19 protein-coding genes are annotated in these 14,752 nt (G+C 39.2%); 3 read left to right on the forward strand and 16 right to left on the reverse strand.

Annotation, left to right across the window (positions count from 1 at the left end):
• Positions 1–11: 11 nt before the first annotated feature.
• From rplV to rpsL, 12 genes are all read right to left on the reverse strand, one after another.
• Positions 12–359: a 50S ribosomal protein L22 gene (gene rplV / locus ACQKTA_RS07870; RefSeq protein ID WP_071857884.1), complete on the reverse strand. Its 348-nt coding sequence runs from the start codon at positions 357–359 to the stop codon at positions 12–14.
• Between the two features lie 21 nt (positions 360–380).
• On the reverse strand, positions 381–659 hold the full coding sequence (rpsS, locus tag ACQKTA_RS07875; RefSeq protein WP_071857885.1) for a 30S ribosomal protein S19: 279 nt from the start codon (positions 657–659) through the stop codon (positions 381–383).
• Positions 660–701: 42 nt separating this feature from the next.
• Complete coding sequence (rplB, locus tag ACQKTA_RS07880) at positions 702–1,535, reverse strand: 50S ribosomal protein L2 (protein WP_427813365.1); 834 nt, start codon at positions 1,533–1,535, stop codon at positions 702–704.
• Between the two features lie 42 nt (positions 1,536–1,577).
• Entirely contained in the window at positions 1,578–1,865 is a 288-nt protein-coding gene (rplW, locus tag ACQKTA_RS07885) for a 50S ribosomal protein L23 (RefSeq protein WP_407855076.1), read from the reverse strand.
• Positions 1,865–2,488, reverse strand: coding sequence for a 50S ribosomal protein L4 (gene rplD, locus ACQKTA_RS07890; RefSeq protein WP_407855077.1), 624 nt, complete (start codon positions 2,486–2,488; stop codon positions 1,865–1,867). The genes rplW and rplD overlap by 1 nt, the downstream gene beginning before the upstream one ends.
• 28 nt (positions 2,489–2,516) lie before the next feature.
• Entirely contained in the window at positions 2,517–3,146 is a 630-nt protein-coding gene (gene rplC, locus ACQKTA_RS07895) for a 50S ribosomal protein L3 (RefSeq protein ID WP_427813366.1), read from the reverse strand.
• Between the two features lie 21 nt (positions 3,147–3,167).
• Positions 3,168–3,476 carry a 30S ribosomal protein S10 gene (rpsJ, locus tag ACQKTA_RS07900; RefSeq protein WP_010756438.1) on the reverse strand — a complete coding sequence of 103 codons (309 nt, stop codon included), beginning with the start codon at positions 3,474–3,476 and terminating at the stop codon, positions 3,168–3,170.
• Between the two features lie 287 nt (positions 3,477–3,763).
• Entirely contained in the window at positions 3,764–4,510 is a 747-nt protein-coding gene (locus tag ACQKTA_RS07905; RefSeq protein ID WP_427813367.1) for a type 1 glutamine amidotransferase domain-containing protein, read from the reverse strand.
• 140 nt (positions 4,511–4,650) lie between these two features.
• A complete protein-coding gene (tuf, locus tag ACQKTA_RS07910) occupies positions 4,651–5,838 on the reverse strand; it encodes an elongation factor Tu (protein ID WP_332654171.1) in 1,188 nt (395 codons plus the stop codon).
• Positions 5,839–6,000: 162 nt separating this feature from the next.
• A complete protein-coding gene (gene fusA, locus ACQKTA_RS07915; RefSeq protein ID WP_427813368.1) occupies positions 6,001–8,085 on the reverse strand; it encodes an elongation factor G in 2,085 nt (694 codons plus the stop codon).
• Between the two features lie 79 nt (positions 8,086–8,164).
• On the reverse strand, positions 8,165–8,635 hold the full coding sequence (gene rpsG, locus ACQKTA_RS07920; protein WP_071857892.1) for a 30S ribosomal protein S7: 471 nt from the start codon (positions 8,633–8,635) through the stop codon (positions 8,165–8,167).
• A 44-nt stretch (positions 8,636–8,679) separates the two neighbouring features.
• Positions 8,680–9,093, reverse strand: coding sequence for a 30S ribosomal protein S12 (rpsL, locus tag ACQKTA_RS07925; protein WP_010742744.1), 414 nt, complete (start codon positions 9,091–9,093; stop codon positions 8,680–8,682).
• Positions 9,094–9,497: 404 nt separating this feature from the next.
• Between rpsL and rpiA the strand changes: the two genes are divergently transcribed.
• Together rpiA and ACQKTA_RS07935 are read left to right on the forward strand one after the other, a co-directional pair.
• Positions 9,498–10,178, forward strand: coding sequence for a ribose-5-phosphate isomerase RpiA (gene rpiA / locus ACQKTA_RS07930; protein WP_427813369.1), 681 nt, complete (start codon positions 9,498–9,500; stop codon positions 10,176–10,178).
• Between the two features lie 129 nt (positions 10,179–10,307).
• On the forward strand, positions 10,308–10,994 hold the full coding sequence (locus ACQKTA_RS07935; protein ID WP_332579830.1) for a 2,3-diphosphoglycerate-dependent phosphoglycerate mutase: 687 nt from the start codon (positions 10,308–10,310) through the stop codon (positions 10,992–10,994).
• A 47-nt stretch (positions 10,995–11,041) separates the two neighbouring features.
• Here the strand turns inward: ACQKTA_RS07935 and arr are convergent, their stop codons facing one another.
• From arr to ACQKTA_RS07955, 4 genes are all read right to left on the reverse strand, one after another.
• The gene (gene arr, locus ACQKTA_RS07940; RefSeq protein WP_427813370.1) at positions 11,042–11,458 is read right to left on the reverse strand and encodes an NAD(+)--rifampin ADP-ribosyltransferase; all 417 of its coding nucleotides are present in this window, start codon (positions 11,456–11,458) and stop codon (positions 11,042–11,044) included.
• 106 nt (positions 11,459–11,564) lie between these two features.
• Positions 11,565–12,191, reverse strand: a complete 627-nt coding sequence (udk, locus tag ACQKTA_RS07945) for a uridine kinase (RefSeq protein ID WP_332579831.1) — start codon at positions 12,189–12,191, stop codon at positions 11,565–11,567.
• Between the two features lie 71 nt (positions 12,192–12,262).
• On the reverse strand, positions 12,263–12,949 hold the full coding sequence (locus ACQKTA_RS07950) for a YjjG family noncanonical pyrimidine nucleotidase (RefSeq protein ID WP_427813371.1): 687 nt from the start codon (positions 12,947–12,949) through the stop codon (positions 12,263–12,265).
• Between the two features lie 11 nt (positions 12,950–12,960).
• On the reverse strand, positions 12,961–13,677 hold the full coding sequence (locus ACQKTA_RS07955; protein ID WP_427813372.1) for a 16S rRNA pseudouridine(516) synthase: 717 nt from the start codon (positions 13,675–13,677) through the stop codon (positions 12,961–12,963).
• A 397-nt stretch (positions 13,678–14,074) separates the two neighbouring features.
• On the opposite strand from ACQKTA_RS07955, the gene ACQKTA_RS07960 reads away from it, so the two are divergent.
• Positions 14,075–14,692 (forward strand): 50S ribosomal protein L25/general stress protein Ctc, encoded by a 618-nt coding sequence (locus tag ACQKTA_RS07960; protein ID WP_407856721.1) that lies wholly within the window; start codon positions 14,075–14,077, stop codon positions 14,690–14,692.
• Positions 14,693–14,752 lie beyond the last annotated feature (60 nt).

A 14,752-nucleotide genomic window follows, 5' to 3' on the forward strand; every position in this document is an offset into this window, starting at 1 on the left:
ATTATCCCTCCTTATTTTTCTGATACCACAACGGTAATATGACTTGTACGTTTGTTGATTGGTGATGCTGAACCTTTTGCACGTGGACGGAACCGTTTCATTGTTGGTCCTTCGTTAACAAATGCTTCAGAAACTACCAAGTTTTCAACATCTAAGTCAAAGTTGTTTTCTGCGTTAGCAACGGCTGACATCATAACTTTTTCAATGATTCCAGCAGATTTGTTTGGTGTGAACTTCAAAATTGAAATTGCTTCTGCTACGCTTTTTCCTCTAATAAGATCGATTACTAAACGTGATTTACGAGGAGAAGTGCGAACTGTTTTCGCAGTTGCCTTAGCTGATGTAATTTGTTCTGCCATGTTGATATCCTCCCCTCAAAATTAGCGTTTTGTTTTCTTATCGTCGGCGGCATGTCCACGATAAGTTCTTGATGGTGCAAATTCACCTAATTTATGTCCAACCATGTCTTCTTGGATGTAAACTGGTACATGTTTGCGTCCGTCATATACAGCAATTGTAAACCCTACGAAGCTAGGGAAAATTGTTGAACGACGAGACCAAGTTTTGATAACTTTTTTCTTTTCAACACCTTGTTGCGCTTCGACCTTTTTCATCAAATGATCATCAACGAAAGGTCCTTTTTTCAAACTACGACCCATGGTGTACCTCCTCTCAAAATATGCGACACATAGTCAATGGTTCTATTTAGTCTTACGACGACGAACAATAAGCTTATCTGATGCAGCTTTCTTGTTACGAGTTTTGTAACCCAATGCAGGTTGTCCCCAAGGAGATACTGGAGCTTTACGTCCGACTGGAGCTTTACCTTCACCACCACCGTGTGGGTGATCGTTAGGGTTCATTACGCTACCACGTACAGTTGGGCGTTTGTGCATCCAACGAGAACGACCAGCTTTACCGATGTTGATCAATTCATGTTGTTCGTTACCAACAGAACCGATTGTAGCACGGCAAGTAGCTAAGATCATGCGAACTTCGCCAGAGTTTAAACGTACTAATACGTATTTTCCTTCTTCACCAAGTACTTGAGCACTTGTACCAGCAGAACGGATTAATTGTCCGCCTTTACCTGGTTTCATTTCGATATTGTGGATAACTGTACCAACTGGAATGTTTTCTAGTGGTAAAGTGTTTCCGATTTTGATATCTGCATCTGCTCCAGATACGACAGTCATGCCTACTTGTAAGCCTTTAGGGGCTAAGATGTAAGCTTTCACTCCGTCTGTATAATGAACTAATGCAATGTTTGCTGAGCGGTTTGGATCGTATTCGATCGTTTTTACTGTAGCAACCACGTTATCTTTATTACGTTTGAAGTCGATAACACGGTATTGGCGTTTATGTCCGCCACCTTGATGACGTACAGTGATGCGACCGTTGTTGTTACGACCGGCGTTGTTTTTCAATGGTTCTAATAACGTCTTTTCAGGCGTTGAAGTTGTGATTTCAGCGAAATCAGAACTCGTCATATTACGACGACCATTTGAGGTAGGTTTGTACTTTTTAATCGCCACGTCTAGTTTCCCTCCTATTTACTAGTGAATTTCTAACGCTTATTATTCAGCGTCGAAAAGTTGGATGTCTTTTGAACCTTCAGTTAATGTCACAACAGCTTTGCGACGTTTTTTAGTGAAGCCTTGGTATTTACCCATACGTTTTGCTTTTGGTTTAGCATTCATAATGTTTACATTTTTAACTTTAACGTCAAAAGCAGCTTCAACAGCTTGTTTGACTAAAGTTTTGTTCGCACGAGTGTCAACTTCGAAAGTATATTTCTTTTCGTCCATGTCTAACATAGATTTTTCAGTGATCACCGGGCGTTTAATTACGTCTAGTAAGTTCATTATGCAAGCACCTCCTCAATTTGAGTAAGAGCAGTTTGCGTTGCTAAGATTTTGTCATTAGCGACTACATCTAATACAGTAACGTTGTTTGAAGTAGTAACAGTTACGTTTGATAAGTTACGAGCAGCTAAGCCTGCAACTTCGTTTTCTGTTTCTAATACAACCAATACTTTTGAATCAATTGACAAGCTAGTTAAAACTTGTTTGAATTCTTTTGTTTTAGGAGCTTCAAAGCTTAAAGCCTCAACAGCAACTAATTTATTTTCAGCAACTTTTTCTGATAAAACAGATTTGATTGCTAAGCGACGAACTTTTTTAGGAAGTTTGTAGCTGTATGAACGTGGTGTAGGTCCGAAGACAACGCCACCTCCACGCCATTGTGGTGAACGGATAGAACCTTGACGAGCACGTCCAGTTCCTTTTTGACGCCATGGTTTGCGGCCACCGCCACGAACTGCGCTACGATTTTTCACAGCGTGTGTTCCTTGTCTTAATGAGGCGCGTTGCATAATGATTGCATCGTAAACAACACTTTCATTTGGTTCGATTCCGAAGATTTCTTCATTTAAAGTGATGTCACCGTTTTGAGTTCCATCTTGTTTGAATAATGCTACAGTTGGCATTCCTTAGTTCCTCCTTTCCTATAACTAATTATTTAGCTTTTACAGCTGATTTGATAGTGATTAAAGATTTTTTAGCGCCAGGAACATTTCCTTTTACTAAGATAACATTGCGGTCAGCGTCAACACGAACAACTTCAAGATTTTGAATTGTCACACGGTTGCCACCCATACGGCCAGCTAAATGTTTATTTTTAAATACACGGTTTGGTGCAACAGGACCCATAGATCCAGGACGACGGTGGTAACGAGATCCGTGAGCCATAGGGCCGCGGCTTTGTCCGTGACGTTTGATAACGCCTTGGAATCCTTTACCTTTAGTCGTTCCGGTAACATCAATGATGTCTCCAGCTTGGAAAGTATCAACTTTCACTTCTTGTCCTACTTCGTAGTCTCCTAGCTCAACATCTTTGAATTCTCGAATGAAGCGCTTAGGAGCCGTGTTTGCTTTTGCAACATGACCTTTCGCAGGTTTGTTAGACAAAACTTCACGCATATCTTGGTAGCCTAATTGAACAGCTTCGTAGCCATCTGTTTTCACTGTTTTAACTTGTAAAACAACGTTTGGAGTAGCTTCGACAACAGTTACTGGAATAAGTTCGCCAGATTCTGTGAAGATTTGTGTCATTCCCACTTTTTTCCCTAAGATTCCTTTGGTCATGATTACACCTCCATTTTCTTATTATAGTTTGATTTCAATGTTAACACCTGATGGTAAGTCAAGCTTCATTAAAGCGTCAACTGTTTTTGGTGTTGGGTTCACAATGTCGATTAGACGTTTGTGAGTACGCATTTCGAATTGTTCGCGTGAATCTTTGTATTTATGAGTCGCACGGATCACAGTGTAAAGACTACGTTCTGTTGGTAATGGAATTGGACCAGATACACTAGCTCCAGTTCTTTTTGCAGTTTCTACAATTTTATCCGCTGATTGGTCTAAAATACCATGTTCATACGCTTTTAAACGGATACGAATTTTTTGTTTTGCCATCTTGTTCCCTCCTTCGCCTATTTTAAAAGTAGACATAGCTCCACGAAAATCTCCGTCACGCTCGTTCGTGGCAAAGCGTCCGGGCGTGTCGCAACCTCTCGTTTCAAAGCCGGCGGATTCATTTATGAACCCCCCAGTGTCATTCACACTTCTGCAAACAGCACCTTTATGATTATATTATATTCCATCTACTATTGCAAGGATTTTATCAGACTTTTTTTGATTTTCGATTTTATTTTCTGAAAATAGAAAAAGACCAATAAAATTATTATAGAAGAAAAATTATCTCAGCCTTTTAAATGTTGAAAAAATTTTTTTGCAAATGTATGGGCATCTCCTGGCCAACGTCCAGATATATAATTGCGATCTTCAACAACAAAAGCTGGCTCTTCATCACTGAACGTATCACGACGCGAAGAAAATCTTCCTGGTTTAAATTGGTTACTATTTTTTAAAACTGATTTTACTTCCTCTTCTACCGATAACGGATATGTCCGGTAATAATCGTGAAGCCACAAAACCGTAAGATAATAAGCACCCATTTCTTGAAGCTTCAATAACGAAGTCGTTTTGTAATCAAATAATACTGATCTCTTACTAATCGGATCAATACTTCTTGCTGCCAAGATCGTCCCATGACAGATGGCTCCAACTATTTTATTCTTATCAAAAAATTCGACTACTTTTCCTTGTAAAATAGATGATTCGAGATAGCTTTTCATCCCCTTATCATGTCCGCCTGGCAATAATATTCCTTGGTATTCATCCACCACTATATCAGAATAGCTAATTGGATGATTAAACGCTTCACTCTTACTCATTTCTTGATAGGCTGATAAAGCTTGATCATTTGCCATAAGCATTGATTTAAAAATACCAAAACCTTCTCCTGTCAACAATCGTTTATCAGCCGCGGCAACATGACCATCTGGTGTAGCAAACACGATCTCCACAGAATGATCATTCAAGTACTTCCAAGGAATTGCTGCTTCTGTTGGATCAAAACCATAATGCGGTAAAGGAATTACAATCATTTTCTCTCCTCCTATTATTCTTATATCTTAAACGTTCTCTTGTACGCAGACAAATATTCTCTTCTGTAAAAAAATAAAAAAAGAGTTATCAGCAAGCTGATAACTCTTTACGTCCGAGCAAATTTAAATCGTAATATTAATTACGCTTTGATTGTTGTAACAACGCCTGAACCAACAGTACGTCCGCCTTCACGAATTGAGAAACGAGTTCCGTCTTCGATAGCGATTGGGTGGATTAATTCAACTTCCATAGTTACGTTATCACCAGGCATTACCATTTCAGTACCTTCTGGTAGATCAACTACACCAGTTACGTCAGTTGTACGGAAGTAGAACTGAGGACGGTAGTTAGTGAAGAAAGGAGTATGACGTCCGCCTTCTTCTTTAGTTAAAACGTAAACTTCTGCAGAGAATTTTGTATGTGGAGTGATTGAAGCTGGTTTAGCTAATACTTGTCCACGTTGGATATCTTCACGTGCAACACCACGTAATAATGCACCAATGTTATCACCCGCTTCAGCGTAGTCTAACAATTTACGGAACATTTCAACACCTGTTACAGTTGTTTTAGCAGTATTTTCAGCGATACCTACGATTTCAACTTCGTCACCAACGCGAACTTGTCCACGTTCAACACGACCAGTTGCAACAGTACCACGACCAGTGATTGAGAATACATCTTCGACTGGCATCATGAATGGTTTGTCAGTATCACGAACTGGAGTTGGGATATATTCGTCAACAGCAGCCATTAATTCTAAGATTTTTTCTTCGTATGAAGCGTCGCCTTCTAAGGCTTTCAAAGCTGAACCAGCAACAACTGGAGTGTCGTCGCCTGGGAAGTCGTATTCTGACAATAAGTCACGAACTTCCATTTCAACTAATTCTAGTAATTCTTCATCATCAACCATATCCATTTTGTTTAAGAATACAACGATGTAAGGAACACCAACGTTACGTGATAACAAGATGTGTTCACGTGTTTGAGGCATAGGGCCATCAGCAGCAGATACTACTAAGATAGCTCCGTCCATTTGTGCAGCACCAGTGATCATGTTTTTAACGTAGTCCGCGTGTCCTGGGCAGTCAACGTGAGCGTAGTGACGGTTTTCAGTTTCATACTCAACGTGTGAAGTATTGATTGTGATTCCGCGTTCGCGTTCTTCAGGAGCGCCATCGATTGAAGCGTAGTCCATAGCTTGAGCTCCGCCTTGTTTAGCAAGTACAGTTGTAATTGCAGCTGTTAAAGTAGTTTTACCATGGTCAACGTGTCCGATAGTACCAATGTTAACATGGGGTTTTGAACGGTCAAATTTTTCTTTAGCCATTTAAAATGTTCCTCCTAAGTAAATGAGATTATTTTTTATCTGATAAGTCCGCGCCGCATAAGCAGCGCGAGCCCATATCATCAGTTAATTATTTTACATGATTCATTATTAAAAATACAGTATTTTAAAGGAAACCTATCAATTTAGATTGACATTTAAGAATTATTCAGCTTTGCCGCCATTTTTCTTAATGATTTCTTCTTGAACTGATTTTGGTACATCTTCATAGTGGTCAAATACCATCATGAATGTTCCACGTCCTTGAGTAGAAGAACGAAGCGTTGTAGCGTAACCGAACATTTCAGCTAACGGCACGATTGCGTTAACGATTTGCGCGTTACCATGTGCTTCCATACCTTCAACACGTCCACGACGAGCAGTTACGTGACCCATAACATCACCTAAGTAATCTTCTGGAACAGTAATTGTAACTTTCATCATTGGTTCAAGGATTGATGGACTAGCTTTTTTAGCAGCAGCACGTAGCGCCATAGAAGCAGCTACACGGAAGGCAGTTTCATTTGAATCGACATCATGGTAAGAACCATCATAAAGCTTAGCTTTAATGTCAACTAAAGGATAACCAGCTAATACACCGTTTGCCATTGCATCTTCTAATCCTTTTTCAACTGCTGGGATGTATTCACGAGGAACCACACCACCGACAATCGCGTTTTCGAACTCGAAGCCAGCACCTTCTTCATTTGGTGTAAATTCGATCCATACGTGACCGTATTGACCTTTACCACCAGACTGACGTACAAACTTACCTTCTGCATTAGTAGCAGCACGGAATGTTTCACGATAAGATACTTGAGGCGCACCAACGTTAGCCTCAACTTTGAATTCACGACGCATACGGTCAACTAACACGTCTAAGTGAAGTTCACCCATACCAGCGATAACAGTTTCACCAGTTTCAACGTTAGTTTCAACGCGGAATGATGGATCTTCTTCAGCTAGTTTTTGTAGAGCAACACCCATTTTATCTTGGTCAGCTTTTGATTTAGGTTCAACAGCAACTTCGATAACTGGATCAGGGAATTCGATTGATTCTAAGATAACTGGTGCTTTTTCATCACAAAGTGTATCCCCAGTAGTAGTATCTTTCAATCCAACAGCTGCTGCGATATCTCCAGAGTAAACCGTTTCGATTTCTTTACGAGTGTTCGCGTGCATTTGAAGGATACGTCCGATACGTTCACGTTTGCCTTTAGAGGCATTCAATACGTAAGAACCTGAGTTCAATACGCCTGAGTAAACACGGAAGAAAGTTAGACGACCTACGAATGGGTCAGTCATTACTTTAAATGCTAGTGATGAGAAAGGCGCTGAATCGTCAGCTGGACGTTCAGTTTCTTCATCAGTTTTAGGGTTGAAACCTTTGATCGCAGGTACGTCTGTTGGTGCTGGAAGATAGTCAATGACTGCATCCAACATCAATTGAACACCTTTGTTCTTGAAGGCAGAACCACATAATACAGGATAGAAATCAACAGCTAGAGTAGCTTTACGGATACCTGCTTTTAATTCTTCGTCAGTGATTTCTTCACCTTCTAGGAATTTCATCATTAGGTCTTCATCAGTATCAGCAACTGCTTCTACTAATTTTTCACGCCATTCTTCAGCTAACTCTTGGTAATCTGCAGGAATTTCAGTTTCTTGAATTTCCGTACCTAAGTCATTTGTGTAGATTTCAGCTTTCATTTTAACTAAATCGATGATACCAGTGAAGTCATCTTCAGCACCAATTGGTAATTGAATTGGATGAGCATTCGCTTGTAAACGATCGTGTATAGTACTTACTGAATAAAGGAAATCTGCACCGATTTTATCCATTTTATTACAGAATACGATACGTGGAACTTGGTATTCTGTTGCTTGACGCCAAACAGTTTCTGTTTGTGGTTCTACACCTGATTGTGAGTCCAATACAGTTACTGCGCCATCAAGTACACGTAATGAACGTTGAACTTCGATTGTGAAGTCCACGTGTCCTGGGGTATCAATGATATTTACGCGGTGACCTTTCCATTGTGCTGTAGTAGCAGCGGAAGTGATCGTGATACCACGTTCTTGTTCTTGTTCCATCCAATCCATTTGAGAAGCGCCTTCGTGGGTTTCACCAATTTTATGGATTTTACCAGTGTAGTACAAGATACGCTCAGTTGCTGTAGTTTTACCTGCATCAACGTGGGCCATGATCCCGATATTACGAGTGTTTTCTAGAGAAAATTCTCTTGCCATTTCTTTGTTTGCTCCTCTCTTATATTGAATTTAGCATTTTTGGCCATTTTTCTGTTGACCTTCGCCAGCAGAAAAAATCTTACCAACGATAATGAGCAAATGCACGGTTGGCTTCCGCCATTTTGTGTGTATCTTCGCGTTTTTTCACAGAAGCTCCAGTGTTGTTAGCAGCATCCATGATTTCTTTCGCTAAGCGTTCTTCCATTGTATGTTCGCCGCGTAAACGAGCGAAGTTTACAACCCAACGCAACCCTAAAGTAGTACGACGTTCTGGACGTACTTCAACTGGTACTTGATAGTTAGAACCCCCAACACGGCGAGCTTTAACTTCTAGTACAGGCATAATGTTTTCCATTGCTTGTTCGAAAACTTCCAACGGGTCATTTCCTGTTGATTCTTTGATTGTGCTAAAAGCGTTGTATACAATACTTGAAGCAGTACCACGTTTACCGTCAACCATTACACGGTTGATTAAACGAGTTACTAACTTAGAGTTATACATAGGATCTGGCAAAACATCGCGTTTTGCGATAGTTCCTTTACGAGTCATACGTAACTCCTCCTTCCGAAAATATGTCTTATCTATTCGTTTGATTAAGCTTTAGGTTTTTTAGTACCGTATTTAGAACGGCTTTGTTTACGATCGTTAACACCCGCAGTATCTAGTGCACCACGAACGATATGATAACGTACCCCTGGTAAATCTTTTACACGTCCACCACGTAAAAGAACAACACTATGTTCTTGTAAGTTATGGCCGATACCTGGAATATAAGCTGTTACTTCGATTAAGTTTGACAAACGAACACGAGCATATTTACGTAACGCTGAGTTCGGTTTCTTCGGTGTCATAGTACCCACACGTGTACAAACTCCACGTTTTTGTGGTGAGTTAACGTTTGTTTGAGCTTTTTTAAAGCTGTTATATCCTTTGTTCAATGCTGGTGAATTTGATTTCTCCACCTTTGATTTACGAGGTTTACGTACTAATTGATTAATTGTAGGCATCCCTTGTTTCCTCCTTCCTCGATTCGCTTTCTAGTACCACACATCCTGGTGGTTCTTTTTCGGCGATAAAAAATAATGCATTCCTGCATTCCCTATCAAGCGTACCTTGACACAGTCAGCACGTCTCAGCGAGAGACCTGTTCACAAAGCACCTTTGATAGCATACCATGATAAAATACCTGTGTCAACAAACAGAATAACTTTTTTATTTATTTTGTTTCACTCTATTTTTGTCACTATAATTCAATTAGAAATCGAACCAAACTTTTATTTTTATATTTTTAAAGTTCTAGAAACCATTTAAATCAGGATTTTCTTTTTTGGTTATTTTTACTGAAAAGGCTATCTTTTTTTCTTTTTTCCGATTACAATAAACCTAACTTAGTTAAAGGTGGGAATTATCAATGAATTTGAAAGAGTTAGTCGGGATCGAAGCGGCAAAATATGTCAAAGACGGGATGACCGTCGGATTAGGAACTGGATCGACTGCCTACTATTTGGTAAAAGAATTAGGCCGCAGAGTAAATGAAGAAGGTTTAAAGATCACGGGTGTCGTTACCTCATCAAAAACTGAAGCACAAGCAAAAGAATTAGGAATACCGTTAAAAGCTATCGACGATGTAGAATCTGTAGATTTAACTATTGATGGCGCAGATGAGATCAGCGAAGATTTTCAAGGTATCAAAGGTGGCGGCGCAGCCTTACTATTTGAAAAAGTTGTCGCTACTTATTCAAAAGATTGTATTTGGATCGTTGATGAAAGTAAAATGGTCTCTCATTTAGGTAAATTCCCTCTTCCAGTAGAGGTTGTCCCTTTCGGCAGTCACAATATTTTCCGTTTATTCGAAGAGCGCGGTTATAACCCAACATGGCGCGTGGATGAAGCTGGCCAAACATTAACAACCGACGGCGGACATTATATCATTGATTTGCATTTGGAAAAAATTGCCGATCCTCGCACTTTAGCAAAAGAATTAGATGAATGTGTCGGCGTAGTAGAACATGGTCTGTTCATCGATATGATTTCTCGTGTGATCGTCGGTACTCCTGAAGGACCGCAAACTTTGATCGTTCCTACAAAATAATTTGATAGAAAACCCTTTAATGAGCGTGTTTTGAGAAAAAACGCGCTCATTTTTATGGAAATCATTGCAAAAAAATTGTACAATGACTCAGTAATTGAAAATTTCAGAAATTTCAAAGGAGAGAATATTATGCCAAAATTAGTTTTTTCTCGTCACGGATTAAGTGAATGGAACAAATTGAACCAATTTACTGGTTGGGCAGACGTTGACTTGGCTCCAGAAGGTGTCGAAGAAGCAAAAGAAGGCGGACGTAAAATCAAAGAAGCAGGAATTGAATTTGATGTAGCTTATACATCAGTTTTAACTCGTGCAATCAAAACTTGTAACTATATTCTTGAAGAATCTGACCAACTTTGGGTACCAACAGTTAAATCTTGGCGCTTAAACGAACGTCATTATGGTAAACTACAAGGATTAAACAAAAAAGAAACTGCTGAAAAATACGGAGATGACCAAGTTCATATCTGGCGCCGTTCATACGACGTATTGCCTCCATTGATGGAAGCTACTGACGAAGGTTCAGCTGCTCAAGATCGTCGTTATGCAATGTTAGACCCTCGCGATATTCCTGGAGGAGAAAACTTAAAAGTTACTTTAGAACGTGCTTTACCTTTCTGGCAAGATGAAATCGCGCCTGCTTTGAAAGACGGCAAAACTGTTTTAGTTGCTGCTCACGGTAACTCACTACGTGCATTAGCTAAACACATCGAAGGTATTTCTGATGAAGATATCATGGACTTAGAAATCCCAACAGGTCAACCACTTGTTTATGACTTGAACGATGACCTAACAGTAGCTAAAAAATACTACTTATAATAAAAACATTTCCCGATTCACTGTGGTGAGTCGGGATCTTTTTCTTTTCAATTAATGATTTTACTATCGCTAGTATTAATGACCTCCAGCCGTTCTTTCCAAGCAGCACGCTCCGCTTCCGTCAATGGTCGATAATCAGTCACTTGAGCAATGATTTTAAGCGGTTGAATACTCCGATATGACTTGGTCGGATTTCCTGGAAATTTTTTATCTGTTACATTTGGATCGTCTTCAAAATCACCCATAGGCTCGATTTGATAAACATATTCATCCCCATCACCTCTAGCTAATGCTGCCGCTAAACCTGCACCATCTTTTAAAGCTGTAAAGTAAATATGATTCATAATCACGTTCGGCCGATAATTTGAATGATGTCCCGCAGTTAAATAGTCTCCTACTTCTAACTTCACTTTTGTTCCATGATAAAAGGGTCCTTTTAGTTCTCTAGTCTCTATCGTCTTCACTCCCTCTCCCTGATATTAATCAATAGTATAAAAAAGTATGTGATCAATAAAATATTCTGCTTTTAAATTAAAAAAAGACCCTGAGAGAGACTCAGCGTCTTTAAAATTAATCATGATTCAAAAAACTTGCAACCTTCGTAGCAATCAAATCAATCGCCACGTGATTTTCTCCGCCTTCTGGCACGATAATATCGGCATAACGTTTTGTGGGTTCAATAAATTGATGATACATCGGTTTGACAACGGTCAAATATTGTTCGATCACAGAGTCTAATGTCCGGCCTCTTTCATTCATGTCACGTTTGATACGACGAATGATGCGAATATCATCATCTGTATCGACATAAATTTTGATATCCATCATATCGCGTAAACGTTCATCCTCTAAAATCATGATACCTTCCAAGATGATCACTTCTTGCGGTTCTTGGACATATGTTTCTTGACTCCGAGTATGCGCAACGTAATCATAAATCGGCACTTCAACTGATTGATAGTTCGTCAACTGTTTTAAATGTTCAATCAATAAATCTGTATCAAAAGCAAATGGATGATCATAATTCGTTGCCAATCGTTCTTCAAAACTGATACCGCTTTGGTCTTTATAATAAGAATCATGTTCCAACATCATAATGGAATGATTGGGAAAACGACTGTAGATTGCGCGACTAACACTTGTTTTACCACTTCCTGAACCGCCCGTTACACCAATAATAATCGGCTTGTTTTTCATGCAAATAAAACCTCTTTCGTTTCTTCATTAGTCCCATTATAGCGGAACAATCTAAAATTACTATTAAAAACTCAAAAATCTTCTAAAATTTGATAGAGATCTGTTAGCTGGTTAATTTCAAATGTTGGTTTGATATCGGTTGTTTTGATACGTTTAGGGTTCATCCAGATCGTATCGATACCCGCAACTTGACCTCCCTTGATATCCGAAGTCAAAGAATCACCAATAATAATAGTTTTTGTTTTATCTATAGTAGGAATTTCTGAAAAGACAATGTCAAAAAATTCCTTCATTGGTTTATTGACACCCATTTCTTCGGAAATAAAGATTTTTTTGAAAAAAGGCGCTAAACCTGATTGGGTCAATCGTTGATGTTGTGTTTCCGAAACACCGTTCGTCACGACATAGAGCTCCTTTTTCTGACTTAATTTCTCTACAACTTCTAAACTGTGATCCATCAACTGGTAACCCTGATTCAAATAATGCCGATAACGAGCTTCCGTTTTTGGCCCGTCTACTTTGCGACCATATTGATCAAAGAAAATTCGGAAACGATTATTTAATAAATCTTGTCTTGATAATAATCCAGCTTCATGATCCCGCCAAAACCCTTGGTTCATTTGTTTATAGTTTTGCTTGACCTCAAGCGATGGTGTTACTTCTAATTCTTCAAAAAGACTAGACAACGCTGCCTCTTCGGCTGCTTTAAAATCTAATAATGTGTCATCAATATCAAACAAAAGTGTGTCATAATTCATAAAATTACCTTCTATCTAAAATAAATTTTTAATTGATTTAATTCTGTTGCCGTCAACGGTCGGTAGTTACCTGGTTTCAAATCTGTTGGCAAGCGTAATGGCCCCATGGTTAAGCGAGTTAATTTGATCACTTTTTTCCCTCGAGCCAAAAACATTTTTTTCACTTGATGAAACTTTCCTTCTTTGATCGTCAGCAACACTTCCGAATAAATCGGATTAGCCGTTAAAATAATCAGTTTAGCTGGACGACAGCGAATCCCTCTATGAAATTCGATGCCTTCAGCAAATGCTTCAACATCTTCGGCTGTCACTAATGCATTGATCGTCGCACGGTAAGTTTTATTTACCTTGGAATCTGGCCGCAATAACTCATAACCTAATTGGCCATTGTCTGTTAATAAAAGCAGGCCTGTCGTATCACGATCTAAACGTCCTACAGGATACAATTCCGTCGGGCGCTCTTCTGGTAAAACTAATTCTGTCACCGTTTTAAATTTAGAATCTTTTTTAGCCGTCACGACGCCCGCTGGCTTATTCAACAAATAATAAACGTGCTTTGTTTGCAGCGCCTTTCCATCTACTTCAATTTGATGCAAACGACTATCCACATTGCGCTGCTGATTCATCTCCGCTAGTCCATCAACGTGAACTTTCCGCATTAAAAATAGTCGTTTCATTTCTTTTCGTGTGGTCTTCAAATTTTCTTCGATTACTTTATCTAAACGCATGGCCCGCTCCTTAAAATATACGGGACTCATTATACCGAAATCCCCTTAAAAAACAACTGTTTCAATTTTTATCTTCATAGACGGATAGTTTTTTTATTATTTTTGAAAAAAAGCAAAAGGGTTTATCCTTGCATTTTATCTGCAAGAGTTCTACACTTTTAATATACGAGTCAGAGATTCGTACGATTAAGTGAATTGACACTCCGGTGTCAAAGGTTTCTCATACACAGCGTTATGACCTGGTAGAGAAAGTTGAACTCAAACTTTTTTGGACAGTTGTGTATACGACTGTCTTTTTGCGTTTTTCGCAAAGCCATTGTGCTGAGAATAACCCGTCACTTAAATAAAATCTGTCTGATAAACCACAGACAGTCACATTTTAAGGAGGAATTTGGTTATGGCAGTATCATTGAAAGTAGAAGAAAGAGCAACTCGTCCCCGTTCCCTACGCAACAAATTGCGTCACGAAGGAAAAGTTCCTGCAGTCGTAAATGGCTACAAGATCGAAAGCACATCTATCTCAATCGACGAAAGAGAATTTACTCGTCTATTGCGTGAAAATGGTGCCAACACTGTTTTCGCTATTGAAATCGGTGGAAAAAAAGTGAACACATTATTGCGTGAAGCACAATCAGACACCTTTACACGGCATTTAACTCACGTGGAACTATTATCTGTAAACTTGTCAGAAGAAACTGAAGCTGAAACTGAATTGAATTTAGTTGGCGAAGCTGCAGGAGTGAAAGCTGGCGGTGTGTTAACTCAAACACTTTATACAGTAACTGTTTCAGCAACTCCAGAAAAATTACCAGAAGGTATCGACGTTGATATTTCTAAATTAGAAATCGGCGATTCAATCTCTATTGCTGATCTTCCTAAAAACAGTGACTACTCAATCGTCACTGATGCAGAAGAACAAATTGCGTCTGTTCAAGAAGCTCAAGAGCTTCCTGAAGAAGATGAAGTTGCTGAAGGTGCAGAACCTGAAGTTATCGGCGAATCAACAGAAGAATAAGCAAGAACTAGCGAGGTATGCTGAGATTTCAGCATACCTTTTTCTTTTTATTTATCCGAT

Source organism: Enterococcus sp. 22-H-5-01 (genome assembly GCF_050310005.1).
GTDB lineage: Bacteria > Bacillota > Bacilli > Lactobacillales > Enterococcaceae > Enterococcus_A > Enterococcus_A hailinensis.

Bases quoted from the DNA above. Each gene is read 5' to 3' on its own strand.
- rplV (WP_071857884.1), bottom strand. From the start codon at position 359: ATGGCAGAACAAATTACATCAGCTAAGGCAACTGCGAAAACAGTTCGC.
- rpiA (WP_427813369.1), top strand. From the start codon at position 9,498: ATGAATTTGAAAGAGTTAGTCGGGATCGAAGCGGCAAAATATGTCAAA.
- ACQKTA_RS07935 (WP_332579830.1), top strand. From the start codon at position 10,308: ATGCCAAAATTAGTTTTTTCTCGTCACGGATTAAGTGAATGGAACAAA.
- rpsJ (WP_010756438.1), bottom strand. From the start codon at position 3,476: ATGGCAAAACAAAAAATTCGTATCCGTTTAAAAGCGTATGAACATGGT.
- ACQKTA_RS07950 (WP_427813371.1), bottom strand. From the start codon at position 12,949: ATGAATTATGACACACTTTTGTTTGATATTGATGACACATTATTAGAT.
- rpsS (WP_071857885.1), bottom strand. From the start codon at position 659: ATGGGTCGTAGTTTGAAAAAAGGACCTTTCGTTGATGATCATTTGATG.
- rplD (WP_407855077.1), bottom strand. From the start codon at position 2,488: ATGCCAACTGTAGCATTATTCAAACAAGATGGAACTCAAAACGGTGAC.
- fusA (WP_427813368.1), bottom strand. From the start codon at position 8,085: ATGGCAAGAGAATTTTCTCTAGAAAACACTCGTAATATCGGGATCATG.
- ACQKTA_RS07955 (WP_427813372.1), bottom strand. From the start codon at position 13,677: ATGCGTTTAGATAAAGTAATCGAAGAAAATTTGAAGACCACACGAAAA.
- udk (WP_332579831.1), bottom strand. From the start codon at position 12,191: ATGAAAAACAAGCCGATTATTATTGGTGTAACGGGCGGTTCAGGAAGT.
- tuf (WP_332654171.1), bottom strand. From the start codon at position 5,838: ATGGCTAAAGAAAAATTTGACCGTTCAAAACCCCATGTTAACATTGGT.
- ACQKTA_RS07905 (WP_427813367.1), bottom strand. From the start codon at position 4,510: ATGATTGTAATTCCTTTACCGCATTATGGTTTTGATCCAACAGAAGCA.
- rplW (WP_407855076.1), bottom strand. From the start codon at position 1,865: ATGAACTTACTAGACGTAATTAAACGCCCGGTGATCACTGAAAAATCT.
- rpsL (WP_010742744.1), bottom strand. From the start codon at position 9,093: ATGCCTACAATTAATCAATTAGTACGTAAACCTCGTAAATCAAAGGTG.
- ACQKTA_RS07960 (WP_407856721.1), top strand. From the start codon at position 14,075: ATGGCAGTATCATTGAAAGTAGAAGAAAGAGCAACTCGTCCCCGTTCC.
- rplC (WP_427813366.1), bottom strand. From the start codon at position 3,146: ATGACCAAAGGAATCTTAGGGAAAAAAGTGGGAATGACACAAATCTTC.
- rpsG (WP_071857892.1), bottom strand. From the start codon at position 8,635: ATGACTCGTAAAGGAACTATCGCAAAACGCGATGTTTTGCCAGATCCT.